23 protein-coding genes and 1 pseudogene are annotated in these 26,149 nt (G+C 62.9%); 16 read left to right on the forward strand and 8 right to left on the reverse strand.

Features of this window, described 5'->3' with window-relative positions; all coding sequences use genetic code 11:
• Positions 1 to 9: 9 nt before the first annotated feature.
• A complete protein-coding gene (locus tag AB8A33_RS11665) occupies positions 10 to 636 on the reverse strand; it encodes a TetR/AcrR family transcriptional regulator (protein ID WP_439092897.1) in 627 nt (208 codons plus the stop codon).
• A gap of 236 nt (positions 637 to 872) precedes the next feature.
• On the opposite strand from AB8A33_RS11665, the gene AB8A33_RS11670 reads away from it, so the two are divergent.
• Genes AB8A33_RS11670 through AB8A33_RS11680 form a run of 3 tightly spaced genes read left to right on the forward strand, consistent with a single transcriptional unit; the run spans position 873 to position 2,941 of the window.
• The gene (locus tag AB8A33_RS11670) at positions 873 to 1,151 is read left to right on the forward strand and encodes a hypothetical protein (RefSeq protein ID WP_439092898.1); all 279 of its coding nucleotides are present in this window, start codon (positions 873 to 875) and stop codon (positions 1,149 to 1,151) included.
• Positions 1,152 to 1,174: 23 nt separating this feature from the next.
• The gene (locus AB8A33_RS11675) at positions 1,175 to 2,386 is read left to right on the forward strand and encodes a patatin-like phospholipase family protein (protein ID WP_439095915.1); all 1,212 of its coding nucleotides are present in this window, start codon (positions 1,175 to 1,177) and stop codon (positions 2,384 to 2,386) included.
• Positions 2,387 to 2,440: 54 nt separating this feature from the next.
• Entirely contained in the window at positions 2,441 to 2,941 is a 501-nt protein-coding gene (locus AB8A33_RS11680; protein WP_439092899.1) for a hypothetical protein, read from the forward strand.
• Positions 2,942 to 3,035: 94 nt separating this feature from the next.
• Here the strand turns inward: AB8A33_RS11680 and AB8A33_RS11685 are convergent, their stop codons facing one another.
• On the reverse strand, positions 3,036 to 3,458 hold the full coding sequence (locus tag AB8A33_RS11685) for an energy transducer TonB family protein (RefSeq protein WP_439092900.1): 423 nt from the start codon (positions 3,456 to 3,458) through the stop codon (positions 3,036 to 3,038).
• A 244-nt stretch (positions 3,459 to 3,702) separates the two neighbouring features.
• Here AB8A33_RS11685 and AB8A33_RS11690 point away from each other — a divergent pair, with 244 nt between their 5' ends.
• The 5 genes from AB8A33_RS11690 (at position 3,703) to AB8A33_RS11710 (ending at position 8,713) form a co-directional block, all read left to right on the forward strand.
• Positions 3,703 to 4,062 (forward strand): hypothetical protein, encoded by a 360-nt coding sequence (locus AB8A33_RS11690; protein WP_439095916.1) that lies wholly within the window; start codon positions 3,703 to 3,705, stop codon positions 4,060 to 4,062.
• A gap of 214 nt (positions 4,063 to 4,276) precedes the next feature.
• Positions 4,277 to 5,533 (forward strand): amidohydrolase family protein, encoded by a 1,257-nt coding sequence (locus tag AB8A33_RS11695; protein ID WP_439092901.1) that lies wholly within the window; start codon positions 4,277 to 4,279, stop codon positions 5,531 to 5,533.
• A 240-nt stretch (positions 5,534 to 5,773) separates the two neighbouring features.
• Entirely contained in the window at positions 5,774 to 7,246 is a 1,473-nt protein-coding gene (locus AB8A33_RS11700) for an amidase (protein WP_439092902.1), read from the forward strand.
• 69 nt (positions 7,247 to 7,315) lie between these two features.
• Complete coding sequence (locus AB8A33_RS11705; protein WP_439092903.1) at positions 7,316 to 8,263, forward strand: Dyp-type peroxidase; 948 nt, start codon at positions 7,316 to 7,318, stop codon at positions 8,261 to 8,263.
• 48 nt (positions 8,264 to 8,311) lie between these two features.
• Positions 8,312 to 8,713: a DUF1330 domain-containing protein gene (locus AB8A33_RS11710; protein ID WP_439092904.1), complete on the forward strand. Its 402-nt coding sequence runs from the start codon at positions 8,312 to 8,314 to the stop codon at positions 8,711 to 8,713.
• 44 nt (positions 8,714 to 8,757) lie between these two features.
• Here the strand turns inward: AB8A33_RS11710 and AB8A33_RS11715 are convergent, their stop codons facing one another.
• The 3 genes from AB8A33_RS11715 to AB8A33_RS11725 form a co-directional block, all read right to left on the reverse strand.
• Complete coding sequence (locus tag AB8A33_RS11715) at positions 8,758 to 10,221, reverse strand: L-lactate permease (protein ID WP_439092905.1); 1,464 nt, start codon at positions 10,219 to 10,221, stop codon at positions 8,758 to 8,760.
• Positions 10,222 to 10,376: 155 nt separating this feature from the next.
• Positions 10,377 to 10,553 (reverse strand): hypothetical protein, encoded by a 177-nt coding sequence (locus AB8A33_RS11720; protein WP_439092906.1) that lies wholly within the window; start codon positions 10,551 to 10,553, stop codon positions 10,377 to 10,379.
• Between the two features lie 6 nt (positions 10,554 to 10,559).
• A complete protein-coding gene (locus AB8A33_RS11725; RefSeq protein ID WP_439092908.1) occupies positions 10,560 to 11,246 on the reverse strand; it encodes a nitroreductase in 687 nt (228 codons plus the stop codon).
• Positions 11,247 to 11,511: 265 nt separating this feature from the next.
• On the opposite strand from AB8A33_RS11725, the gene AB8A33_RS11730 reads away from it, so the two are divergent.
• The 8 genes from AB8A33_RS11730 to AB8A33_RS11765 all read left to right on the forward strand — a co-directional run bounded on the left by AB8A33_RS11730 (position 11,512) and on the right by AB8A33_RS11765 (position 21,803).
• The gene (locus AB8A33_RS11730) at positions 11,512 to 11,970 is read left to right on the forward strand and encodes an ester cyclase (protein WP_439092909.1); all 459 of its coding nucleotides are present in this window, start codon (positions 11,512 to 11,514) and stop codon (positions 11,968 to 11,970) included.
• Positions 11,971 to 12,568: 598 nt separating this feature from the next.
• The gene (locus tag AB8A33_RS11735) at positions 12,569 to 13,591 is read left to right on the forward strand and encodes a Cj0069 family protein (protein WP_439092910.1); all 1,023 of its coding nucleotides are present in this window, start codon (positions 12,569 to 12,571) and stop codon (positions 13,589 to 13,591) included.
• A gap of 292 nt (positions 13,592 to 13,883) precedes the next feature.
• A complete protein-coding gene (locus AB8A33_RS11740; protein WP_439092911.1) occupies positions 13,884 to 14,243 on the forward strand; it encodes a hypothetical protein in 360 nt (119 codons plus the stop codon).
• A gap of 54 nt (positions 14,244 to 14,297) precedes the next feature.
• Positions 14,298 to 15,569 (forward strand): divalent metal ion exporter subunit IhpA, encoded by a 1,272-nt coding sequence (gene ihpA, locus AB8A33_RS11745; protein ID WP_439092912.1) that lies wholly within the window; start codon positions 14,298 to 14,300, stop codon positions 15,567 to 15,569.
• Positions 15,566 to 16,561, forward strand: a complete 996-nt coding sequence (ihpB, locus tag AB8A33_RS11750; RefSeq protein ID WP_439092913.1) for a divalent metal ion exporter adaptor subunit IhpB — start codon at positions 15,566 to 15,568, stop codon at positions 16,559 to 16,561. Before ihpA ends, ihpB begins: the two co-directional genes overlap by 4 nt.
• 81 nt (positions 16,562 to 16,642) lie before the next feature.
• Positions 16,643 to 19,867 (forward strand): efflux RND transporter permease subunit, encoded by a 3,225-nt coding sequence (locus tag AB8A33_RS11755; protein ID WP_439092914.1) that lies wholly within the window; start codon positions 16,643 to 16,645, stop codon positions 19,865 to 19,867.
• Entirely contained in the window at positions 19,864 to 20,232 is a 369-nt protein-coding gene (locus AB8A33_RS11760) for a hypothetical protein (RefSeq protein WP_439092915.1), read from the forward strand. Before AB8A33_RS11755 ends, AB8A33_RS11760 begins: the two co-directional genes overlap by 4 nt.
• Positions 20,233 to 20,534: 302 nt before the next feature.
• Complete coding sequence (locus AB8A33_RS11765) at positions 20,535 to 21,803, forward strand: alpha-hydroxy acid oxidase (RefSeq protein ID WP_439092916.1); 1,269 nt, start codon at positions 20,535 to 20,537, stop codon at positions 21,801 to 21,803.
• 474 nt (positions 21,804 to 22,277) lie between these two features.
• On the opposite strand, the pseudogene AB8A33_RS11770 reads toward AB8A33_RS11765, so the two are convergent.
• The 3 genes and pseudogenes from AB8A33_RS11770 to AB8A33_RS11780 all read right to left on the reverse strand — a co-directional run.
• Positions 22,278 to 22,560: pseudogene (locus AB8A33_RS11770) on the reverse strand (MFS transporter); the annotation flags it as partial.
• A 100-nt stretch (positions 22,561 to 22,660) separates the two neighbouring features.
• Complete coding sequence (locus AB8A33_RS11775; RefSeq protein ID WP_439092917.1) at positions 22,661 to 25,141, reverse strand: glycoside hydrolase family 2 protein; 2,481 nt, start codon at positions 25,139 to 25,141, stop codon at positions 22,661 to 22,663.
• Positions 25,142 to 25,174: 33 nt separating this feature from the next.
• The gene (locus tag AB8A33_RS11780) at positions 25,175 to 26,122 is read right to left on the reverse strand and encodes a DUF1839 family protein (RefSeq protein ID WP_439092918.1); all 948 of its coding nucleotides are present in this window, start codon (positions 26,120 to 26,122) and stop codon (positions 25,175 to 25,177) included.
• Positions 26,123 to 26,149: the final 27 nt, after the last annotated feature.

A 26,149-nucleotide genomic window follows, 5' to 3' on the forward strand; every position in this document is an offset into this window, starting at 1 on the left:
CAAGCCACGCTAACGGGACGTATCGATTCCTCTCATCAGCAGGTCGATACTGGCATCGGTGAAGACTGCGACGTCAATCTGCCTTCGCGTTCCAAACAACAGTGACCACACGGTCAACAGCAACGCCGGGCTCATCACGATTTCGGTGAATGTGCTTGCCTGCGACGGGCGGAATTCGCCGGCCGCGACTCCCGCGTTGATCACCATTCGGAACTGGTCGATGACCGGCCGCATGAACTCGTCATAATGCCGATCGACGAGGTCGGGGAAGCGGGAGCCGTCGGCGATCAGGAAGCGGAGTGTTTCGCGGAAAGGTCTGTCTTCGGCAATCTTGCGATACACGAAGACCATGAGTGCGCGCAGGCGCGCGTTGTATGATCCTTCCAGCGTCGCGGCATAGCTTTCCAGTTCGGGAAAGAACGCCTGCGACTTGTATCGGATCATCTCGTCGAACACGCGCTCCTTGGTTTCGAAATAGAAATAGATCGTGCCCTTGGTGACGGACGCGCGTGCGGCGACATCCTCCAGCCGGGTCGCGGCATAGCCGTTTTTGGCGAATTCCTCGAAGGCCGCGTCGAGGATCTCGATCGGTCGTTCCGCTTTTCGACGGGCGCGCTTCTTCAGCTCAGCATTCATGGGGGCAGGATAATCGATCCCTTGCAGAGGTGCTATTGACTTTTGAGTCAGTCAATAATAGTGAGTGATCGCTCACTTAATACGCGCGGTCAAATGCATAGTGCTTTCAAAACGATGTCTCCGTTGCCAGCCGATGCGGCCGGCACCGCGGATCGGCGACTCAAGCTGATCGAAACCGTGGCCACAACGAAAGCGACACTGATTGCCCGTCAGGCGCCGGACGGGGCGGGGGCTGCATGACGAATGCGGATGACAGCAAACCGCCACCGCAACTGTTCCGTGGTGCCCGTGTCCGGATGAGCCTTCTCGGTCGTGAGCGGCATCCCAAATACGGCGATCGCCAGGGAGTCATCGTGGGGCACGGCTCGCCGAGCAGTTGGCGGGTCAAGTTCGACGAGCGCAAGACCATCCAGGCGATCCACCGTGACTATCTCGAACTCGTTGCTCAGCCCGCGGCGGCATCCCATCAGGTTGTCCAGCGACGCGGTTCCATGGGTGGGGCGTCGAACCCGTGAGCGCTCTCCTTACCGAACAAGTCATGCATGGCCGCCCCTGGCGGCCGTCGGTCTCGTTGCTTGTCGTTGCGGCGCTGGGCCTTCTGGTGGCGGGATGTTCGTCATTGCCGCGGACGCCGCATAGCGCCGCAGATGCATCCAGTGCGCGCGTCCTCGATCTTACGGACCTGCGCCGTTATGCGGACGAACCGGCCTCGACGTTCCGAAACGGTCAGAACCAGGTCGCGTTGCGAGGGCCTCGAACCTATCTGGCGCTGTCCGGAGGCGGGGCGGACGGCGCCTATGGCGCCGGCGTTCTGAGCGGCTGGACCGAGGCGGCGACGCGCCCGACATTCTCGATGGTGTCCGGTGTGAGCACCGGTGCACTGATCGCGCCCTTCGCGTTTCTCGGTCCCGGCTATGACGCGACCTTGCGCGACGTCTACACCAGCGGCGTCGCCGCGAGCCTGCTCGATGCACCTAATCCGTTCAATGCGATCTTTGGTTCGGGCCTGTTCGGCAACACGCGGCTACGCGAGCTGGTGGCGAAGTATATTGACGAGACCTTCGTTGCCGCCGTCGCAGCCGAACATGCGAAGGGGCGGATGCTGTTCGTAGTCACGACCAATCTGGACTCGCAGCGGACCGCCATCTGGGACATGGGACGGATCGCCTCGCTCCGCACGCCCGAAGCATTGAACCTGTTCCGGGATGTTGTCGCGGCATCGGCGAGCCTGCCCGTGGTGTTTCCGCCGATGCTGGTGACCGCGGAGGCGAACGGCAAGCGCTTCGAGGAGATGCATGTGGATGGCGGCGTCACCGCGCCTGTCCTGACATTGCCCGAGGCTTTCCTGCTGCGCGACGCCACGTTCGCCAAAGCAGAGAAGCTGCAACTCTACGTCCTGATCAACAACAAGATCGAACGGGAATTTCAGGTCATTCCCAATTCCACCATCGAAATCGCTGCGCGGGCGTCATCGACCGTGACGAAGATTCAGACGCGCTCTATCCTTTACAACACCTATGCCTTCGCCCGCCGCAACAAGTTCGGATTCAATCTGACCTATATCGAGGGCGATCGACCGCCATCGCCGATGTCCGGCTTTGACACCGCCTATATGCGCGCGCTGTTCCAGTACGGTTACGAGAGAGCGCGGGGCAATCGTCTCTGGTCGAAATCCCCGCCCTCCGACGATCAGGATTCCGTGGCGGCGTCACACACAGCACCCACGCGGCAGGTCGCAAGCGGCAACTGATGCGCGATGCGACTTTCAAACCCGGCACATGCGTGCTGAAACAGGAGTGACCTCATGAGACTTACCATGCTTCGCAAGATCGTTTCGCCCCGCCGGATTGCGCTGGTGTCGATCCTGCTCGTCGCCGCCTCGGGTTCGGCGGCGGCGCAGTCGCTGCCGTTCACAGGCCTTACCGGATCCTGGGCAGGCGCGGGAGCGATCTCGCTGTCCGACGGATCGAAGGAGCGGCTTCGCTGCAAGGCGACATACCAGGTCAGCGGCGGCGAAAGGCGGCTTCTGCAGAGCCTGCGTTGCGCGAGCGACAGCTACCGCTTCGATCTCAACAGCGACGTGGTCAGCCAGGATGGCACCATCGCCGGAACGTGGAGCGAAACCAGTCGCGGAATCAGCGGAAGCATCGCGGGCCGCGAGTCCGGCGGCCTCATCTCGGCCGTCATCGATGCGCCGGGATTCTCGGCCAACCTGTCGCTCTCTACGCGCGGCAACAAACAGTCTTTCTCGATATCGTCCGAAGGCGATATCCGGAACGTCACCATCAACATGAGCAGAAACTGATCGGGATCGCTGCTCCGCGATCGGAGGCGTTGAACCCTGCGAGGTGATCAGCGTCTGCACGTTGCCGACATTTCGAGGGCTGCCGCGCGATCGGTTAGCAGCCCTTACAGACGTTTCCGATCATCTGTTTTATTTTTCTCTCACTCTCTTCGTAAGTCTGCGCAGGTGGCCGCGCTCCAAACCGGACCGGCAAATGGATCTCTTGCAGGGCCTCGTCGTCGGCTGAAACTATCGGGAATGGTTGCAGCTTCGCCAGCCACTCCAGTAAATCCTGATCAACCTTCGGAATGCTTGTTCCCTTTTCGACTATCGGGTTCAACAGTTTACCATCCCGGTCGAGTGAGAATTTTAAGAGCACATCGATGGGCAGACGCTCACTTCGTAATTCTGCCGGGAAACCGATCGGGTGTGCAGCCACGTATGCGCTGAGTTGTTTCTGGAAGAATGTTGGCTCCTTCGCCAATGCCTGCGTCCCGAGAAAGCCGATCATCAACAGATAGCAGAACAAAAATCGCATCACGGTCTTCCAAATTTGGCGCGGGGGCCGTCGCGCTTCATGATCAGCTCGGCAGTGAATGCGGCTCGTCCTGCAGATGTGGCGGCCACGTCTCGACGCGTTCCAGGATATCGGCGAGGGGCTTGGTTTTCATGGTGTGAGGGTATCACGGCGGAGACACAACGTCACAGGATAGCCTGAGGAATCCATCCGCCCCACCTGAATTTGAATGGCTGCCCGCGCGCCAAATCTCTATACTGTGGGTATGTCGCGATTCATGTGTCTATTGGTTGCTCTCGTCCTATCGCTCATTTCCGCCGTTGCACTGGCTGCGCCGGTCAAGAAGAAATCGCAGCAATGGAAGGGCTACGGCTTCCTGCCGGGCTATCACCAGCCACTGAACAATAGCGTTCCGCTGTTCATGCAGAAGCGCGCGGACCTGCGCATGGCCAAACGCGACCGGCGCCATTGGTATATCGACCGCACCCCGGTCTATTACCGCTGGTCCGACGGCGAGAAGTATTATTTCGGCCGACCCGGCTTCTATCGCGGCCAGTACAATGGCGGCAGCATGGGCCCATGCTGGACGCGAACCCCGATCGGGCCGATCTGGAATTGCGGCTAGGCGAGGCGGCGCATGTCGCGGCGCCGATTCCTGTGAAAGCTTTCGGTCGACGTTGTAGCGACCCTCATTAAATCATCGCAGCGACTATCTGTTGCTCCGGTTTGATCGCGGCGGAGTTCAAAAGCTCCGTGAAATCAAAATCAACGAAAGCACATTTCGGGTTCCGGCCACTATCTTCGCCTGACAGGACTTTGGTTCAGGGGCGGAGATATCAGTGGCTAGGATTTCACGACGTGACGTGTTGGCGGGTGGCGCGGCCATGCTTGGGTCGCTTGGCGCATCCGGGGGGACGTTCGGCCAGCAGCCCACTGAGAATTTCGATCTCGTGATCCGGGGCGGTGAGGTCATCGACCCCAGCCAGAATCTGCGCGGCATTCGCGATATCGGCATCAAGTTCGGGCAGGTCGCCGCCGTCGAGCCGAGCATTCCTGCGGAGCGGGCCAAACAAAGCATCGATGCCAAAGGCAAGCTGGTGACGCCCGGCCTCGTCGATCTTCACACCCATGTCTATCCCTATGGGTCTGCGATCGGCATTCCGCCGGATGAGCTGGTGCCGTTCTCGGCGACGACGACCTATGTGAGCGCCGGAGATGCCGGCGCCAACACGTTTGCCGGATTCAAGCGCGACGTCGTCGGACATTCGCGCAGCCGGCTGTTTGCCTTCGTGCACATCTCGACAATCGGCCTTGCGGGCTTTCCCGTCGGCGAGTTGCTGAATATCGATTACGCGAATGTCGATGCCGCGGCGCGCACCATCGCCGAAAATCCCGATCTCGTGCTCGGTGCCAAGGTGCGCGAGACGCTGGCATTCGTCGGCAACAACGGTATCGAACCGCTGAAGCGCGCCATTCTGGCCGTCGAACGCTCGGGCACCAAGGGCCGGGTGATGTGCCACATCGGCAATGCGCCAGGCGATCTGTCGGTGCTCGTCGATACGTTGCGTCCCGGCGATATCCTCACGCATCCCTACAGCGCACTCGGCAACAACACGGTGCAGAACGGCAAAGTGCTTCCCGCGCTGCTGGAAGCCAAGAAGCGCGGTGTCATCATCGATGTCGGTCATGGCGCCGGCAGTTTCGACTATGACATTGCCGAGGAGGCGATCCAGCAGGGGCTCGTGTTCGATACGATTTCCAGCGACGTCCATGTGGCCGCGGCGAACACGCCGAGCCGGCCCTATCTGCCCTGGGTGCTCAGCAAGTTTCTCGCGCTCGGCTTCTCGCTCGATCAGGTGATCGCGGCGGCCACGATCAAGCCGGCCAATGTCATCAACCGCGTGCCCAAGCTCGGCACGCTGCAGGTCGGCGCGCCCGCGGACGTCGCCATTCTCGAACTCGTCGAAGGTCCGGTCGAACTGCTCGACACCTCGAACAAGCCCCGCACCGGTAAGGCCTATCTGAAGGCGGTCCAGACCGTGCGCGGCGGGGTCCCGTTCGGACAGCCATATTCTCTGCCGTTCTCGGCGAACTGACGAGGGCAGCGCGTAGCCCTGGTGAGCGAAGCGGCACCCGGGGCGCCGGCGGCCCGGCTATGGTGCCGCAGGGCGCCATCCGGCCGGAATTCGCCGCCGGTGGCGGGTGACGGCAATCGCCATTCCGCACGCTGGTCTGCCCTGCGTCTGCCGCGCGCTCAAGGCACCCGCCACGGCTTCCGAAAAAACCACCATCCGGTCTAGGCTCGCACCAACCGAATCTCGAATTGGACGTGCGACATGACATTGGCGATGAGCTGGGACGAATGGGCCAAACACGACGCGGTAGCGCTGGCCACGCGCGTGCGCAAGGGCGACCTGGCCCCGGCCGAACTTGCGGCGCAGGCCGCCGCCGGCATCGCCAGCACCAATCCCGCGCTCGATGCCGTCGTCGAAGTATTCGACGACGTCGTCGCTGATCCTACCAGGGACGGGATGAATGCCGAGGGCGCGTTCGCTGGCGTTCCTTACCTGATGAAGGACCTCGGGCCGACCCTGAAGGGACGGCTGCAGGAATTCGGCTCCATGATCATGCAGGGCAACCGGCCCGCGCAGGACAGCTTCCTGACCGGCAAGATCCGGGGCGCCGGGCTCAACATCATTGGCCGCAGCACCACGCCAGAATTCGGCGTCTGCAGTTCTGCTGAGAACAAGCTCTATGTCACGCGCAATCCCTGGGACACCGACTACACCACCTGTGGCTCCTCCGCCGGCTCTGCGGCGATGGTCGCGGCCGGCGTGCTGCCGATCTCCCATGCCACGGATGGCGGTGGTTCGATCCGCATTCCCGCGGGTGTGAACGGCCTGATCGGCCTGAAGGTCTCGCGCGGCGTCTATTCGCTGGCGCCAGCGCTGTCGGATCTCTCCGGGTTGGTCTCCATCCAGGGCTGCGTCAGCCGCAGCGTGCGCGACACCGCAGCCTTCGTCGACAATTGCCGCGGCGGCGCGCCCGGCGAATTCATGCCGTTCTGGTCGCCCGCCGAACCCTATAGCGATCTCATCAAGCGCGACCCGGGCAAGCTGCGCATCGCGCTGTCGCATGAGTGGGGCGACTACAAAGCGCCGCCGCATTTCGTTGCAGAGCTGGAGCGTGTCGGCAAAATGCTCGAAGGGCTCGGCCATCACGTGGAATGGGCGCTGCCGGAGGTGGATTTCCGCAAGGCGTTTGCCGCGCAAACGACCTGCTACATCAGCAATTTCGCGCAGGTGATCGCCGGTCATCTGGCGCGGCTCGGTTTGGATAAGCCGACCACCGATCTGCTGGAGCCGATCAACATCAAGATCTGGGAGAGCGGGCTGAACACGTCCTATACCGAGCGCAACGCGATGCAGGCGGTGTTCAACACGACGTCGCGCGCTTTCGGCGCGTTCTTCGAGCGTTACGACATCATCCTGACGCCGATCACCGCCAAGCCGACGCCGAAGGTCGGCACATCAGAATATCTCACCACCAGCACCAATCCGTCGGTGCACGACTGGTTCGCCAATCTGTGGAAGAATTTCGCCTATACACCGCTCGCCAATCTGTGCGGCATTCCCGGCATCTCGCTGCCGCTGGCGGCGCAGGAGAACGGACTGCCGCTCGGCATCCAGGCGCAGACGCGTCAGGCGAATGACGGCCTGCTGCTGCAACTGGCCGCGCAGATCGAACGGGCGATCGACGGCAAGTGGAATGGCGGTAAGCTGCCGGCAAAGCATGTGAGCCGGCAATAGGCGCGTCAGCGCATCTTGTCTTCGTCGCACTAAAGATACGTGACACAACGGATATCGAATGGATCGAACATGGTTTCAAGCTTACCGGCTCCCGTGTCCCAGTCGGTCGCTGCCAGGCTGACGCGGGCGGCGATATTCCTGGTCGTGACGATCAATCCCGGACCGGCCCCCGAGAAGGCGGTTCGTGGCTTGTGCGGCGACCTGTCCAGCCTGTTGCGTGGCGTGGGATTCCGCAATCTCAACGGGCAGTTGTCCTGCATCATGGGGTTCGGCTCCGATGCTTGGAGCCGGCTGTTCGGAGCGCCGAGTCCGAAAGACTTGCATCCGTTTCGTGAAATTCGCGGTGTGCACACCGCCGTTTCGACATCCGGCGATATCCTCTTTCACATCCGTGCGGCGGGCATGGATCTCTGTTTCGAGCTGGCGACGCACATCATGTCGCGGCTCGCCGGCGCGGTTTCGGCTGTGGACGAGGTGCATGGCTTCAAATTCTTCGACGACCGCGATCTGATCGGCTTTGTTGACGGAACTGAAAACCCTGTCGGTCAGGCCGCTGACGCGGCCACCCTTGTCGGCGATGAAGACCCCGGCTTTGCCGGAGGCAGCTACGTGATCGTGCAAAAATATCTGCACGACGTCGCGCGATGGAACAAGGTGCCCGTCGAGGAACAGGAGAACATCATCGGCCGGCACAAGCTGTCCGATATCGAACAGCGCGATTCCGAGAAGAAGCCGTATGCGCACAACGTCCTGACGTCGATTGAAGAGAACGGGGAGCAGCTTCAAATTCTGCGCGACAACATGCCGTTCGGCGAAGTGGGCAAAGGTGAGTTCGGTACCTATTTCATCGGTTACGCCCGTTCCCCGCAGCGCATTGAGAAGATGCTGGAGAACATGTTCATCGGCAACCCGCCGGGCACTTACGACCATTTGCTGGATTTCAGCCGCGCGGTGACGGGGACGCTGTTCTTCGTTCCCACAGCGACGTTTCTGGACGATGTCGATCCCGAGGCTTAACCGGTGTTTGCTTATCTGCCCGCGGCTTGCTGAAACAGGAGATTGTGCATGGGTGTCGATCTCTTGAACATCAAGGGTCTCACAGAGCTCGCGCATCAGGGGCCGGTCGTCATGGTCAATCTGATGCGATTCCGGGAGCGCTCGCTCGACGGCGATGGGTCGGGCTGGGACGCCTATCTGCGTTACAGCGCGCTGACCGTGCCGATGATCAAGGCGCGGGGCGGCACATTGCTGTGGACTGGCGACGCGAAGGCCGTTGCGCTCGGCGAACCGGATCACCAGCAGTGGGACTATCTGGCGCTGGTGTATTATCCCTCCGTTGCAGCCTTCATCGAGATGATGACATCACCGGACTATGAAAATCTCTGCGACCCGCACCGTACTAACGGCTGTGCCGAGCATGTGATCATTTGCACGAGCGAGGCTTACAGCAAGTTCAAGATCGGGTGACGGAGGATCGCCACTGGCTTCCAGCTCATTCGGGGCATTGAATCTCAAATGAGCCGGGTGGCGATGAGGACGGAGATCACGAGAAGAACCGCGACGATGACCACGACGAAGGGAAACATTGCGCGATAGGCGTCCCGCTCGTGGCCGGGCGTGCCGGCGAGATTGCAGACGATCGACATCCGCACCGGCGAGACCATGTTGAGCGAGAGTGCCGCGGCATGCTGAAGCGCGACGACGGCGGCGACGTCGAGGCCGGCTTCGGTGGCGAGGCTGAGCTGCGACGGCATGAACAGTCCGTTGGCCGCATTGCCGCTATTGGCCAGCGCGCCGAACACGGCCGAGATCATCGGCGTGACCGTCACCGACCAGACCCCGAACGTGTCATACATGCCGCGGGCGAGGCCGCCGGCGATGCCCGAGCGCGACAGCAGTTCGGCCATCATCGAGAACACGATCACGGTAAGCACCGCGAGCCGGCCGGTCTTCCATGCGGCTGCGATCTCCGCAGGGAAGGCCCGCTGATGGCCGTGCAGCAGGGCGGTCAGCACGGCCGCCGCGACCAGCCAGGTGCCGGCGTGAAACAACGGCGCCCAGACCGGCGCGCCGGCGAAGGGCTGCATGCTCCATGCGGTCTGTAGAAGCTGGTTGAGCGGCGGCACGAGGCGCGTCAGTGCGAGCCAGCCGATCAGCAGTGTGAATGGCAGCATGCGCCGTGCCGCAGCGGCGATCGCCGCGCGATCCGGCTTCTCGTCGATGAGATAACGCAGCACGATGGCCGGCCCGAACGCGGCCAGCATCGCCGGCTCCGGCCCAAGAAACGCCGTTGCGACGATGGCGAGGCCGAGGCTGCCGATGAGCCAGAGCGCTTCGCTGGCGCGCTCGCGCCAGTCGGCGGTGATGCCGGCGCGTTCCGCCATGCGCCAGTAGATCGGCAGCCACAGGATGTTGAACACGAGATAGATGAGGCTGGTGCGTAGCGCGAGCGCCGTGGGATCGGTCCGCGCAAACGCTGCGCCGACCACCGCGCCGCTGCCCATGGCACCCCATACGATCATGGTCTGGCTGATCAGCGAGAAGGCGAGAAGCTCGATCGGCTTCAGGCCGAGGCGGCGGATCAGCACCATCGTCCCCATGATGCCGATGCCGAAGCCTGTGGCGGATTCCGCGAAGGGGCCGATCAGATAGCAGGCGGTGAACAGCAGGCGACGCCGCGCATGCGCATCCGGCAGTGACGTCTCGACCGGCATGGCCGCGTCGCCGGGGCGAATTGCCATCTGCCAGAACAGCAAGCCGCCGAGAATGTAGGGTACGACGATCCACCCGATCCATGCGCCGCGCAGCAGCGCCGTTCCAGCGTCAGTGATCGAGAACAGCTGCGGCGCAGTGGCCAGCGCGACCGCAAGCGCCGTGGCGAGGCCGATGAGCGAGGCGGGGAGCGTGCCGGCGAGTCCGCTGGCGATGGCGCCGATCACTGCCAGCGCGGGCAGCGCCCAGATCAGGTAAAGCACGTTCCGCCCCCAAGTTTCTCGTTGGGGGCTGGATGCGCGGGAAAGGCAGGGACGTCAACCGCGCTGCGCGCATAGCGCGCGTGCAACGAGCCTCATCATCGGCTCTATGCTGCGCCGGGGTTCGAACACGCGCCGCGCATCCCGGCGCGCGCCGGCTAGCTGTCTTTGCTCACGCGGATGCCAAGCTTGTTGACGCGGGTGCGCACTATGAGCGGCGACCGCTTCAGGCGGAGCGCGATCTCGTTGATACTGCGCCCGTTCGCCAGTTGCCGCCGCAGCTCCTCGTCCTGCTGGGATGTCCAGACGGTGTCGGTTGGGGCGTGCAGTTTCATGGACGGCTACGCGCGTTCATTGTCGAAGCCGACGAATACCGTGGCTTCCTCGACCGACTTGCGTTCGGATACCACCGCGTTCGCAGGAAAGCTGTCATCGGGCCATCCGAGTGCAATGCTTTTCATGATGACCTGATCGTCGGCAATGCCGGCATGCTCGCGCACGACCGGCGACTGCATGATGCCCTGGCTGTTGATCACCGCGCCAAGGCCGCGCGACCAGGCGGCATTGACGAGGGCGGTCGCCACGGCGCCGCAATCGAACGGCGTATCGTCGCTGCCGTCCAGCACGCGGTCATAGGTCACGATCACGCAAACCGGCGCATCGAACTGGCGGAAGCCGCGCAGCACCCAGTCCTGGCGCATCTCCTTGTCGTCGCGCGCGATCCCCATGGCCGAGAACAACTGCTTGGCGACACCGACCTGCCGGTCGCGGTGATGACCTGCAAAAGCCTGACCGGTGCGAAATTCGCGCGACTGCGGGATGCCTGCGATCATCCGTTCGGTATTGCCGGCGCGGATCCTGTCGAGCGGCTCGCCGGTGACGACATAGAAATTCCACGGCTGGGTGTTCATCGACGACGGCGCGCGCATCGCCAGATTGATGATTTCCTCGATCAGCTTTTTGGGGACCGGGTCGGGTTTGTAGCCGCGGATGCTGCGGCGGCCGAGAATGACGTCGTCGAACTTCATAGGCCTGGAATCTCCCCGGGGCGTTTCTGAATTGGGCGGGATATTCCCGGTTTTCTGAGCCGTGTGCAAGATTGACGCGAGGGGCATAAGGCGGTCGCCGCTCAGTTGCAGGGCGGAAGAGCGAAGCGTATTCCGCCGCGTAAACATCTCGATGGCGGCAGATTACGCTTCGCTCTTCCGCCCTGCGATTGCTAGTGTCGTGGTTCAATCCCATCATGCCGGGCCGAGGGCGATGAACACACGCAGCGATCATCTTGAAAAGCCAATGACGTTCAATGGCGTGACGCTCACGCCGCAGAAGGAGATGGTCCGCGCTTTCTACAAGGATATGTGGGACCATGCGGACGTGACTTTGATCCCGCAAATTTTCCATGAGGATTTCACCTTCAGGGGATCGCTCGGACCGGTGCTGGTCGGACATGCGCAGTTCGCCGACTATGTCCGCTGGGTCACCGGCGTGCTGCAGAATTATACGACGGACATTCTCCTGATGATCGAGGAGGGCAATCGCGTTTCCGGCAAGGTCTATTTCCACGGCGTTCAACGTGAAGCGATGTTCGGCAATCCGCCGACAGGAAAGCTCGTCGGCTGGCTTGGAGTGCCGATCTTTTCGTTCGACGGGCCGAAGGTGCGCGACCTCTGGGTGCTCGGCGACATCTACGGCCTGCTCGGACAGATCAGGACGGACGGCATGCAGGGCAACGAATTTTCGACGTCTCGGTGAGGCCGGGCGGGAGCGCGCTCAACCCATCATGCGCTGATCCTCGGTGCTGAGCGAGTAGGGTACAATAGCGAAACGTATTGCGCCGCTCAGCAGCAGGGTAGCGGATTATGCCGCGCTCATTCGCCCTCCGGGCTGAGTTCAAGTAAATGCGATGGAAGCCGTGTTGACACTCGGTTCTATGGTGCTTTAATCCGCAGCACGGGGGTGGCGATCCCCCCGCGAGGCGACATGCCCAAGTATCGCGTCCTGAATTCACCAAGGGCGCAGCATGTCTTCTTGCACCTCAATTTTTCCCGATAAACTGTCTCTTCTCGTTGGAACTGTCAGCGCGCTGACGCTCGTTGATGTGCGGACTGACGAGGATTTCGATGCGGATCCAACATTGTTTCCGGGCGCACGACGACGGCCGCACGCAGGTGTGAACGATCGGGCGCCGAAGTCACGGGTCGTTCGGTCGTGATTATCTGCCGACAAGGTGGAACACGAAGCGAAAGAATGGCCGCGTGCTCGCGGCGCGGCATACGCCGTGTTGCGACCATTGCCTCATTGCCGCCGGGAGCAACCGAGCCGGCGCCAGCTACAGATCACGGAGACTGCAATGAAGCCACCCAAGGTCGCAATTCTGTGGCGCGGAGACGCGGAGACCAGGCAGACTGCGACGTCGCAGAACAATCGCTTCCACCGCATTTTCGAAGAACTCGAAGCGGTAGGCATCGAAGCGGTTCCGGCGGTCTACGATGAAGCTTTCGCTGACGATCTCCGGAGCCAATTGCTGGGAACGGATGGCGTCCTGGTGTGGGTAAATCCGCTTCAGGACGGAAAATCTCGGCGTTCTCTCAATAACCTGCTTGCAGACGTCGCCGCTGTTGGGCCATGGGTCAGCGCGCACCCGGACGCGATCCAAGCCATGGGCACCAAGGAAATACTATTCCGCACAAAGCATCTTGGTTGGGGGACTGATACAAAGCTCTATGGGTCGCGTGCCCAATTGCGGGACGAGTTTCCGGGCGTGCTCGCCGCTAGGGGCGCACGCGTTCTGAAGCAGGCGCGTGGCAACGACGGTCATGGCGTATGGAAGGTAGAACCAGTTTCATCAGGCTCGCAGCGCGTTCGTGTAATGGAGGCGGCTGTCGAGGGGGTGGTAGAAGAGATGTCGCTGGACGATTTCCTTACGCGCTGTGAAGGGTACATGGTGGGCGACGGGTTCATCGTCGATCAGCCGTTCCAGGAGCGGCTCAGTGAGGGAATGGTCAGGTGTTACATGGCCGCAGAAAAGGTCGCCGGGTTCGCACACCAATATCCGAAAGGTTTACTGCCGCCGGGCCACGTCCGGCCTCACGCTGAGAAGCGTATGTTCGCTCCCGATGAGCAGGCGTTCGCGTTGCTGCGCCGGGAAGTCGAAGACCTATGGGTACCGCAAATGATTGCCGCGTTAGAACTGGATCGCCGTATACTTCCCGTGATCTGGGATGCCGATTTCCTCTATGGTCCGAGGACAGGGGCGGGCGAGGACACCTTCGTCCTGTGCGAGGTCAATGTGAGCTCGGTTTTCGCGATTCCGGATGACGCGCCGGCGGCTATCGCAAAAGTGGTGTCGAACCGATTCAGGGACCGATCGTAGATCGCCGCAGGCAGTCACTATTTCGGGACCTTGCAAGTGCAGCAAGCGATCATGACGGTGTGGCCAGACGTCGCGCTTTCACATTTGCGATCTGGTTGCTCGTCGGCGTATTACCGCGCGCATTTCTGTCGTGGATGGTTATCGAAGGGCCTGCGTTGAATTGCTGGCCGGGGAAGGGCCGCAAAGAGGCCGAAATCGACCAGCGAACTGCAGCGTTGTTACATTATTGCGGATCGACATGAATCGCCGATCCATGCTACCTCGCTCGCAGAGTTTGAAAGAGAAGCTAGAAGTGACGATTTTCGCCCGCATCTTCCGCCATGGCCTGCTGCGCATCTCGCGCAAGGCGTTGGTGATGGTTGTGCTGACGACGTACATCTTCGCCGGCGCCGTGCACGGTCTCTGCGAATGCGATGTGACTAATCCGTCGGGAGCGACGATCGTCTCGCTCACAGAGAAGGCGATCGGCCATTCCGACAAGGGAGTCGTCGCGGGCAAGCACTGCCACGGCTGCTTCTCCGTGACAGCGCAGCCGCTTATCTTCGCGGCGATGCCCGTCTCCATCGAGACCCGCACGGCGGTTTTTCACGATGTCGAACGTCGCAGCCTGCCGCGCGGGATTGATCCTCCCCCACCCAAATTCCTGACCTGACCGTCATCGCCGGGCGCATCGCGCCCAGAGTCCGTCATTCGTCAGGTTTCCATCATGTTTTCGAAGATCGCCACGCGTTTTGCGTGCGCGGCTGTGCTGTTCGTCAGTTCGCCGCTGACGGGGGTAGCTCATTCGCAAACCCTCACCATGGGGGCTGCGCTTCAACGCGCGCTCGCCGCCAGTCCGCGTCTGACAGCCGCCGAGCGTGACGTTGGGATCGCGCGTGGCCAGCGCATCCAGTCCGGTGCGCTGATCAATCCGGAGATTTCGTACGAGCAGGACAACTCGTTCGGTTCAGGCGCCTACAGGGGAACCCGCTCGGCGGAGACCACGCTGCAGGTCAGCCAGATGTTCGAGCTGTGGGGCAAGCGCGATGCGCGGGTCGCCGCCGGTCAGGCGGGCCTCGATGCGGCGGGCATCGGACGTCAGGCCATCCGGCTCGAAGTGCTGTCAGAGACCGCGATCGCCTTCGTGAGCGTGCTCGGCCTGCAGCGGCGGATCCAGATCCTCGACGAACAGATCGAGGCGATCGACAAGATCTCGCCGCTGCTGCAGCGGCGCGTCGAGGCCGGCGCATCATCCATCGCAGAGACCGGCCGCGCCGAGGTCGCATCGGCACTGGTCAAGGCCGATCGTGAGCGCACCAGGTCGTCGCTCGCGAGCGCGCGCCGTGAACTGGCGATCCTGATGGGCGATAGCGCGCCGAAATTCGCGGCCGTCTCCGGCCGGCTGGAAGCGACCGGTAAGCCGCCGACCTTCCAGTCGGTGGTCGCGGCGATTGATGCCAACCCGCAGCTCGTTCGCTGGAAAGCGATCTACGCGCAGCGCAACGCCGAACTGCTGCTCGCCCGGTTGAAGCCCTATCCGGACGTCACGGTATCCGCCGGATGGCGCCGCTTTAACGAGACCGGCGACAACGCCGTTCGGCTTTCGCTGTCGGTGCCAATCCCGGTGTTCGACCAGAACCAGGGCAACATCCTCTCCGCGCAGGAAAGCCTCGCCAAGACCGCCGCCGAACGCCAGGGCAACCGCAACACGCTGATCGTGGTAGCGGGCCGCGCCTACGACTCGCTGCAGGGCTCGCTGCGCGAGCTCGCCATCCTGCGCGAGACCGCGATCCCCAAGTCCAGGGACGCGGCCGATGCGATTTCCGAAGGCTACGGGCAGGGACGTTACTCGTTGCTCGAAGTGCTCGACGCGCAGGCCAGCGTCGCGCAGGCGCGCCTGCGCGAGCAGGAAGCCCAGCAGAATTTCCACGTCGCCGTCGCCACCATCGAGGGGCTCGTCGGCAATCCGTTTGCACTGGCGCGGGGGAGCGCACGATGAACAAGCCGATCATGTTGCTGGTGAGCGCGGCCGCGATCTTAGCGCTCGGCGCGGGCGTCTACGCCACAGCACCAAACAAGTCCGACACGCAGACCGCGGCCACCTCCAAGGCCGCCAGGCAGGGCGACAAGGGCAAGGGCGACAAGGGCCACGACGAGAAAGGCCACGGTGAAGAGGGCGTCGTGGAAATGAGCGACGCGCGCGTCGCCTCGTCGAACATCGAGATACTTTCCGCCAAAAGCGAAACGCTGCACGACTCTCTGGTGCTGAACGGCATCCTGCAGCCCAATCAGGAGACGCTGGTGCAGGTGACCCCGCGCTTTCCGGGCGTCGTGCGCGAGATCAAGAAGCGCATCGGCGACACCGTCGAGAAGGGCGAGCTCCTCGCGAAGATCGAGAGCAACCAGAGCCTGAGCGTCTATGAGATGCGGGCGCCGATCTCCGGCACGGTGATCGATCGCCAGATCTCGCTCGGCGAATATGCCTCCGAGCAGAAGCCGGCCTTCATCGTCGCCGACATCTCGACTGTCTGGGTGGATCTGTCCGTCTACCGTCGCAATCTGCCGCGCGTCCGGATCGGCGACAGGATCCTGATCGATGTCGGCGATGGCGGAAAGCCGATCGAGGCGAGCCTGTTCTACATTTCGCCGGTCGGCAGCAGTGATACGCAGAGCGCGCTCGCACGCGCCGTCGTGCCGAATATCGACATGCGCCTGCGCACGGGTCTGTTCGTCTCGGCACGCCTGATCCTGTCGGCCAAGCCGGTCGCGGTCGCCGTTCGGGCCTCGGCGATCCAGACGGTCGAGAACCGCAGCGTCGTATTCGTCCGCAACGGCGACAAGTTCGAGGCGCGTGACGTCGAACTCGGCGCGCGCGACTCCGACAATGTCGAGATCCTGTTCGGACTGCTCGACGGCGACAAATACGCGGCGAGGAACAGCTTCATCGTGAAAGCGGAGCTCGGAAAGGGATCGGCGTCCCATGAACACTGAGCTCGCTCGGGCGCGGCGGGACCGCGTCCGCTCACGTCTCCAGCGGTCCCCGTCAGGGATCGTCATGTCGGGAATGAGGTCATGATCGACAAGCTTCTTGCGTTCTCCGTGCACCAGCGCTGGCTGGTCATGATCGCTGTGTTGATGATGGGCGCCTTCGGCGTCTGGAACTTCACACGCCTGCCGATCGACGCCGTCCCTGACATCACGAATGTCCAGGTTCAGATCAACACCAACGCGCCGGGCTTCTCGCCGCTGGAGGTCGAGCAGCGCATCACGTTCCCGATCGAGACGGGAATGGCCGGCCTGCCGAACCTCGTGAACACGCGCTCGCTGTCGCGCTACGGCCTCAGCCAGGTCACCGTCGTGTTCAAGGACGGCACGGACATCTACTTCGCGCGCCAGTTGGTCAACGAACGTGTCCAGCGGGTGAAGGACTCGCTGCCGACCGGCATCGAGACGGCGATGGGACCGGTCTCTACCGGCCTCGGCGAGATCTACATGTACACGGTGGAGGCGAAGGAGGGGGCGAAGAACGCCGACGGCAGGCCCTACACGCCGAGCGACCTGCGGACCGTGCAGGACTGGATCATCAAGCCTCAGCTTCGCAACGTGCAGGGGGTCAACGAGGTCAACACCATCGGCGGCTTCGAGAAGCAGTTCCACGTGCTTCCGGATCCGGCCAGGCTGATGGCCTATCGCCTCAGCTTCCGCGACGTCATGACGTCGCTCGCCAACAACAATGCCAATGTCGGCGCCGGCTATATCGAGAAGAACGGCGAGCAGTATCTGGTGCGCACGCCCGGACAGGTCGCTGATGTCGAGGAGATCCGGCAGATCGTCATCGGCTCCCGGAACGGCGTCCCGGTCCGCATCCTCGACATCGCGGAGGTCAAGGAAGGCACCGACCTGCGAACCGGCGCGGCGACCGTCGACGGGAAGGAAGTCGTGCTCGGCACGGCGATGCTGCTGATCGGCGAGAACGGCCGGACCGTCGCGCAGCGTGTCGGGCAGAAGCTGGAGCAGATCCAGAAGTCGCTGCCGGAGGGCGTCTCTCTCCGCGCGATCTACGACCGGACCCATCTGATCGACGCGACCATCGCGACCGTCGAGAAGAACCTGGTCGAGGGCGCGCTGCTCGTCATCGCGATCCTCTTCCTGATCCTCGGGAACTTCAAGGCGGCCTTCGCCACCGCGCTCGTCATTCCGCTGTCCATGCTGTTCACCATCACGGGCATGTTCGAGAACAAGGTCAGCGCCAACCTGATGAGCCTCGGCGCGATCGATTTCGGCATCATCATCGATGGCGCTGTCATCATCGTGGAGAACTGCCTGCGTCTGCTCGCCCATGAGCAGGCGAAGCGAGGGCGCCTGCTGACCCGCGAGGAACGCTTCGAGACGATCATCGAAGCGTCGCGCGAGGTCATCAAGCCCAGCCTGTTCGGCACGCTGATCATCGCTGTGGTCTATCTGCCGGTGCTCACGCTGACCGGCGTCGAAGGCAAGATGTTCACGCCGATGGCGCTGACCGTTCTGATGGCGTTGCTGGGCGCCAGCATCCTGTCGATGACCTTCGTTCCGGCCGCTGTCGCGCTGTTCGTGACCGGCAAGGTCTCCGAGAAGGAGAACTGGTTCATGCGCGCCGCGCGCAGGACCTATATGCCGTTGCTCGATCTCGCGATCCGTCTGCGCGTCGTCGTGGCGGCCGCGGCCGTGGCGCTCGTCGTCGTGAGCGGATACGCCGCGACGCGGATGGGCGGCGAGTTCATCCCGAGCCTCGACGAGGGCGACGTTGCGATCCAGGCGATGCGCATCCCCGGAACCAGCCTCACGCAATCGCTCGAGATGCAGATGGCGCTCGAGAGGCGTCTGTTGAAGATTCCGGAGGTGAAGGAATCCTTCGCTCGCACCGGCACCGCGGAGGTGGCGACGGACCCGATGCCGCCGTCGATCTCGGACGGCTATGTTATGCTCAAGCCGCGCGACCAGTGGCCCGATCCGAAGAAGCCGAAGCTCGATGTGATGAAGGAGATCGAGGCTGCATCCGAGGAGGTCGCAGGCAGCCTTTACGAGCTCTCGCAGCCGATCCAGCTTCGCTTCAACGAGCTGATCTCGGGCGTGCGCAGCGATGTCGGCGTGAAGATTTTCGGCGACGACCTCGACGTGCTGGCAGGGATCGCGGGGCAGGTGCAGTCGGCGCTGCGGAACATCCAGGGCGCCGCGGACGTCAAGACCGAGCAGGTCGCGGGTCTTCCGGTGCTGACGGTCAAGCTGGACCGCAAGGCGCTGGCGCGCTTCGGCATCAGCGTGTCCGATGTGCAGAACCTGGTCGAGATCGCCGTGGGCGGCAAGACCGCGGGCCTGGTGTTCGAGGGCGACCGCCGTTTCGATCTCGTCGTGCGCCTTCCGGATGAACTGCGGACGGATATCGAGGCGATCAAGGCGCTGCCGATCCCGCTGCCGCCGCTGGAGGGCCAGCCGAGCCAGAACAAGGCGATGCCAGCGGCGTTCGGCACCTCGCCGCTGGCCCAGATGCGTTACGCGCCGCTGTCGGAACTGGCGGAGATCTCGGTCGCGCCGGGCCCGAACCAGATCAGCCGCGAGGACGGCAAGCGCCGTATCGTCGTCTCCGCCAATGTGCGCGGACGCGATCTCGGCTCTTTCGTCGGCGAGGCGCAGCAGCAGATCGCGCAGAAGGTCAAATTGCCGGCGGGCTACTGGATCGGCTGGGGCGGCCAGTTCGAGCAGCTCGTCTCGGCGACGCAGCGTCTGACCATCGTGGTTCCGATCGCGCTATTGCTGGTCTTCCTGCTGCTGTTCATCAGCCTCGGCTCCGTGGCCGACGCACTGCTCGTCTTCAGCGGCGTGCCGTTGGCGCTCACGGGCGGCATCTTCGCGCTGCTGCTGCGTGACATTCCGCTGTCGATCAGCGCGGGCATCGGCTTCATCGCGCTCTCGGGCGTCGCGGTGCTCAATGGTCTCGTCATCATCACCTTCATCGAGCGGCTGCGCCGTGACGGAAAGAAGGTGGTGGAGGCCGTGCGCGAGGGCGCGCTGACCCGCCTCCGGCCTGTGCTGATGACGGCGCTGGTGGCGTCCCTCGGCTTCGTGCCGATGGCGATCGCGACGGGAGCGGGCGCCGAGGTGCAGCGCCCGCTCGCGACGGTCGTCATCGGCGGCATCGTCTCGTCCACCATCCTCACGCTGCTCGTTCTTCCCGCGCTCTACATCCTGTTTCGCCGGGAATCGTCGCCTGCCCATGTGCAGGCGATGTCTGTCCACACCACCCCGGGAGACCATCGATGAAGACGATCCTGCTCGCCCTATCCGCGCTGTTGCTGGCGGCTCCGGCGATGGCGCAGCACGCCCATCAGAAGGGGCCGAATGGCGGACCCATGGAGGATGTCGCCGGCGTGCATGTCGAGATGATCGCTGCGGGGAAGACGCTGACCTTCAACATCCTCGACGAGGCTAACAGACCGCTCCCGGCCAGCGGCTATTCCGGCGCCGTGCTGCTGACATCCGGAAGCGACCGCGAGACGCTGCCGCTCGTCACCTCCGGGACTGCATTGAAGGCCGAAGCGAAGAGCGACATCGCCAAGGGCGCTTCGGTGAGCATCACGCTGAAAACGGCCGCCGGCAAGTCTGGGCAGGCCAGGTTCAGGAATTGAGCGACGGCAGAGAGTAGCAGTGAAATAGCGCAGCATATTTCGCCGCTCATCGGCAGGACGGCGGATTACGCTGCACTAATGCACCCTACGCTTGCAGATGGACATCAGACCGAGATGGTGATCATATCGCCAGAGTGTCGTTGTCTATCTGAAGACACTGACGTGACGACGATACAGACCAATCCGCCTAACCTGCGGCACTCATTCGCATTCGAAAGAACACGATGACAGGTCTCTCGCGTAGGACGACGCTGGTGAAGGCGACAAGTGCAGTCGGGGCGCCGGACGTTTCAGAGCGCACCATGATCGCGCGCCGCCAACTCTTGCGTTTTTTCGCCGCTAGTCCTCTTCTCACGGCGACCTCTCTCGGTGCGATCACCACCCTGTTGACGGCGAACTCGCATCAAGCGCTCGCGCAGAGCTACGACGTGCTGCGTGGCTCTCGAAGAGCGCTCGGCCCAGACGGCACCATCACCGCTGCGGCCGATGCGCTGGATGTGTTTGAGTTCGAGCCGGCGGCAAAGAAGGCCGTGCTCAGCCAGGACGCGCCGGCGCACTGGGGCTACCTCCAGAGCGGCGTCGACGGCGACGTGACGCGCGATGCCAACCACACCGCCTACGCGAAGTACAACATCCGCGTCCAGCGTCTCATCGATGCGCGAAAAGTCGACACCAGCGTGAAGATCTTCGGCGAAACCTGGGCCAGCCCCATCTTCATGTGCCCGGTCAGCAGCCTCGGCGCCTACGATCCCGAGGCGGGGGTCACCGTGGCGCGCGCCGCTGCTAAGCGCAACCATCAGATGATTCTTTCTACGGTCGATAATGCGAGCATTGTCGACGTCAACAAGGCGCACGGCCGGCCTGCTTGGTTCATGTTGTATCCGACCGATGACTGGAACGTGACGCGCGCGCTGGTGCAGCGCGCCGAGAACGCGGGCTCTCCGGCGATCGTCCTCACGGTCGACCGCCAGGGCGGCCGCAACACCGAAACCCTGTTCCGCGAGCGGCGCCAGGACCTGCGCGAGTGCTCGGGCTGTCACACACCGGGCTTCACCAACGAGGTCAGCCGCAAGGCCAACTTCTCGGACATCGATGTTTCCAAAGTCACCAACCTCTACGGCACCGGGATGACGTGGGAATTCATCGATCGCCTGCGCGGGATCGTCAAGGGCAAGCTCGTGCTGAAGGGCATCATGACGGGTGAGGACGCCAAGGAGGCGATGCGCCACGGCGTGGACGGCCTGATCGTCTCCAACCACGGCGGGCGCGCGGAAGAGAGCGGGCAGGCGACGATCGGTGTGCTGGCAGAGGTCGTGGATTCGGTGGGCGGCCGCATCCCGGTGCTTATCGACGGGGGCGTACGCCGCGGCACTGATGTCCTGAAGGCGCTCGCTCTGGGCGCCACGGCCGTCGGCATTGGCCGGCCTTACGTGTGGGGCCTGGCGTCGTTCGGCGAGGCCGGCGTGGACCGGGTGCTGCAGATCCTGGACGATGAGTTCATCACGATCATGCGGCAGGTGGGGGCACTGGACATCAACCACATCACGCGGCGCTGCGTCACTAGCGCTTAGCCTTGCCTGACCTCCGATGAATGAACTGCGCCTCGTGCCTGGACCATGGCCGTCGACCGTTTGACCGCGCACGACAAGACATCCAAGTTTTCCCTAATCCCCGGGATTCGGAAAGACGCAGTTGAAGTATTTCCTTTGCAAGTTCGTGCCGCCCCGAACGAATTTCCTCGCGCCACACCAGAGCATGGCGTTCATCCGAGTTGGGGTCCCGCTTCGGTGCTTCTTCACATCCAAGCTGCGTGAGGGGCAGAGCCCTCGGCGTAGCTTGGCGAGTAGGGCGCAATAGCAAAGCGTATTGCGCCGATACGAAGATAGCGGGTTACGCTGCGCTAACCCGCCCTACGCCCGCTCCGCTCATCCGGGCTACGCTTGCTATTTGAGGCCGGCGAAGAAGTCGCGGTCGTCAGCTGACTCTGCCGATAGATGCTCTTGAATATAGGCTAGGCGGCAAGCCAACGAGCGGCCTCTTCGGGGTCGCCGCGTCCGAGGTGCTGCAGGCAGAGCGCCGGCGGGCAGCGCGAAAAGGAACATGGGGAGGCTGCTCGCGACCTGGACCAGGGAGACCGTGAGTGGATCCAGAGTGAGGCTGGTCATCAGCCATCCGGATGCCGCGTTGTACATCCAGGTACCGACATTGGCGACGACGGTCGCGATCCAAACAACCGTAAACGCCTTGTATCGGAACGCGATCCAGGGCGATGCGCTCCGCGTTTGATTTTCGTCAATCTTTGTCATGTGCTTGCTGCGCAAATCGCATCCTTTCGCTCTGGCGCAACGAAGGATCGAAACGACGGCGCAAGGCGGGCCCCGCTCTGCTATGCAAAAGGCCCTGCAAGAATTAGCGGACCGCTGCCTGGTCAGTATTTGACGTCACCTCTCAGAGTGATCGCCGAGACCCGCCCCGATGGGCGCAAATTATCGGACGAATGCCGGGGCGGTGCCAGACGCACGATCTTGCGATGCCCAAATGCGATGTGGAAATAATTGTCCTCGGGCAGGAATTTGTTGTCCGCGATTTCAACGAAACGCGTCGCCGTGGCGGCTTGCAGATCGAGAAAGAAACCTGCGTCGTCTTCACCAAGCACTGCGCCAATCGTCTGGTCAACCGCCGACGTCGGGGGGGAAAGAAAATGAAAGGCCTCTTGAGGTTGATCGGAGTGCTCGGCCGCGAACGTTGCATGCACGGTGTCATGCGCCGCTGGCCCAAAGCGATAGCAGTGACCGGCGTCGAAGAACCGGTCGAGCATCTCGAACGCTCCGATTGAAAGCCCGGCATGCGGCGCGATGGTCACATTGCGCACCGCTTCGATCACCGGCGTCTTGCCGTCTCTCAGGCAACGCAAGGTCAGTTTGCCTGCGGCGGCCCGCGGCGTGTCGTTGACGAGATGCAGGTAGAGCCCGTTGGTGCCTTCGTCAGTGATCGACAAGCGCAGCGGCAGCGAGGCGCGGCGCAGTGCGTAGAAGGCTGATTTCGGGCGGCCGTAGCAATCCAGCAGGCCCCAGCCTGCGCCGGGCTGCAGGTCGCGCCACAGCCATATCAGCGCGCCAGCGGTGGTGGAGGCCGGGCGGCGCCATTCGTCTATTGTCCGTTCGATGACTTCGGCTGAGATTGCGCGCGAAAGTTGGCGCCACCGCAACGGTTCGCTCGCGCGAAGGCTGCGGCCGTCCTCGGTCCACAGCGCCTGAAGATAATGCTCGCGCACATCGTCAAAGTCCCAGGACGCGCCGCCGTCGCGCGGCACGCCGGCGAGCCAGCTCTCGGGATTGCCGGCTGGATCGATGCGGTGCTCCGCAAAATGGCGATCGTCCGGCAGGTTGGCGAAGGCGAGGCACTCGGAGGCGAAGCGGACATTGGCGCGGCGCGCATCGTCGAGCGGCCGCAAATAGGCACCGACGCCGTAATAATGCGACGGGCCGGCTTCTGCGACGAAGGGCAGGGCGCCGCCGGACGGCGAACCCGGCACATAGGCGACGTCACACCAGCCCGCCAAAACTTCGGGAATGACGGTTTCCGCCAACGGTACGTCGCGCATCTGGCGCGGCAGGCCCATCATCGCAGCCTGCTGACCAACCTCACTGCCGCCGCACATCACGACTAATGACGGCGACGCGCTCAACCGGCTAACGACCGTCGTGATTTCGCTGCGTATGACTTCAGCAAAGGCCGCATCCGACGGGTAATCAAAATTGGCCATCATGACGTCCTGCCAGACCATGATGCCGAGCCTGTCGCAGAGGCGGTGGAAACTTGGGATCTCATAGACCATGGTCCCGCTGAGACGGACCATGTTGAGGCCAGCACTTTGCACTAGGCCAAGGTCCTGCGCGTAATCGGCGTCAGATGCCTGCAGGCTCACCACGTCGATCGGCGTCCAACATGCGCCGCGGCAGAAAATGCGGACGCCGTTGACGTGCAGGGCGAAGCCGTTTCCATCCGGCCCGCGGTCGACCGCGATCCGGCGAAATCCAACCTCTCCCAAATCGATCCGGACGGTACCGATGTCGATGGTCACCGCATGGAGCGTCGGGCTACCATGGGTGTGAGGCCACCACAGCTCCACATCGGGGATCCGCAGTGTGCCCTGCCAGCGCGCCGCACCGGCCGGCGGCGCTTCCGTGTCGATCGGTCTCAGCAGCACCTCCGCCCCAGCGCAGTGAAGGACCGGCGTCACGCCTTCTGCCACTCCTGACAGATCGAGCGCGAGCGTCAGAACGCCTTCGGTGTCGTCGAGCCGGCTGCGCAGATCTACATTGTGGGCGCGAACAATTCCCTCTTCGATCAGCAAGACGGACCGGTATGGGCCGGCCACATCGACGGGCGGGCACCATCCGGGCATGTGCCCGATCAGCGTGGTGCGCAGGAACCGCAGCCGTGGCTCCTCGATCATCATCGTCTTCCAGCGTGGCCGAGGGCCTTTCGTTCCTGCCAGCGCGCCGCGGAGGCTCCTGAAGGCGATATGCATCCAATGCTCACCGCCGAGCACAATCTCGGCCTCATACGGCTCGAACATCGAGCTCCCGGTCAGGATGAGCCTGCCATCGAGAAAAACCTCGGCGAATGTCGCGAGCCCCTCGAACCGCAGCTTGCGCTTGCCGTTTCCACTGACCTGAATCCGGTACCAGACGTCCTTGTCATGCAGCGGTTGAGGGTCATCGAAACTCCATTGTCCGAGGGCCCGCAGCGCGCCGGCGGCCGTGCCAGGGACGATTGCGGGCAACCAGACGGCTTCACTCAGCCCGCTGGGCTCCTGCCATGCGTGAGGGAGCGACAGCGCCAGTTCCCAGCCGGTGTCGAGCGGCTGAACCTTGCGTCCCGTCATGGCGCGGATGTCGGTCATGGCAATCAACAGGCCGATCAGGTCACAGAGAAATCATGCCGCGGCGCCGTGAGCCGCGAAGCCGTTCATGAGGCTGTCGAGAGCGATATCGTAGTCGGTCGCGAGCTGGCGGATGGCATCCGCCACATCCGGAACCTTGCCGCGGGCCGAGGCGCGGGCGAATTGAAACTGCATGATCTTGGTGCCGCCGGCGATCGCCTCCGCGGCCAGCCTGGCGCGCTCCAGCGCCGGGTCACCGTGCTCTTGCAACCACGCCAGATAGGTCGCGAGCAATTCGAAATTCGCACCGGCCTGACGTAATGTACTGAAAGCGTAGGTGTGAAACCACTCGGGAGGCCGTCCCATCAGCCGGCCGATGTCGGCACTGATCACGTCGCCCCATGCGGTAAATGGATTCCGCGCCGGACGACGACGCAGATGTTGCGCCAGCAAGGTGCGAGACATTTCGATCTGCTTATGGGCAGAAGACGCCGGACCGAACTTGATGAATTCGACGTAAGGGAAAAGCGGCAGGCCGTTGTCACGCACGGGCCGCAACAGCGCCTCGAAGTCTTCGCCTTCGAGGCGGAAGTATCCACCATTGTGAAAGTAATCGAGCCGGCGGTCGACCGAATCCAGGACGTTGACGCCGATGGTCGTTTTGCTGTGACTATGACGATAGGTGATGCCGCGGGTATCCGGCAGGTAGTAAGAATCGACCTCGATCAGCGGCAGACGGCCTCGCGTCAACTGCACGCGCGCGTGATCTTCCAGCTGATCGAAAATCGCGAGCTCCAGAATCTCGACGCCGTACAACAGCGCGAGATCAGCGGCCGGGATCTTGAAAAACGTGAACTGGTCGCCCTCGTAATCCTGCGCGACTGTGAAAGCCAGCGCGGCCCGGGGATCATGCCCGCGTCGGGCCAGTACTTCGATCAGTAGATCGACGTAGCAGTTCGTCTCGGGCCAGTTGCGCGCGGGATCATGCAGCCCGTGACGCACATAGGTTGCGGGATCCAGTCCATCGAT

Source organism: Tardiphaga sp. 813_E8_N1_3, from assembly GCF_051811025.1.
Classification (GTDB): domain Bacteria; phylum Pseudomonadota; class Alphaproteobacteria; order Rhizobiales; family Xanthobacteraceae; genus Tardiphaga.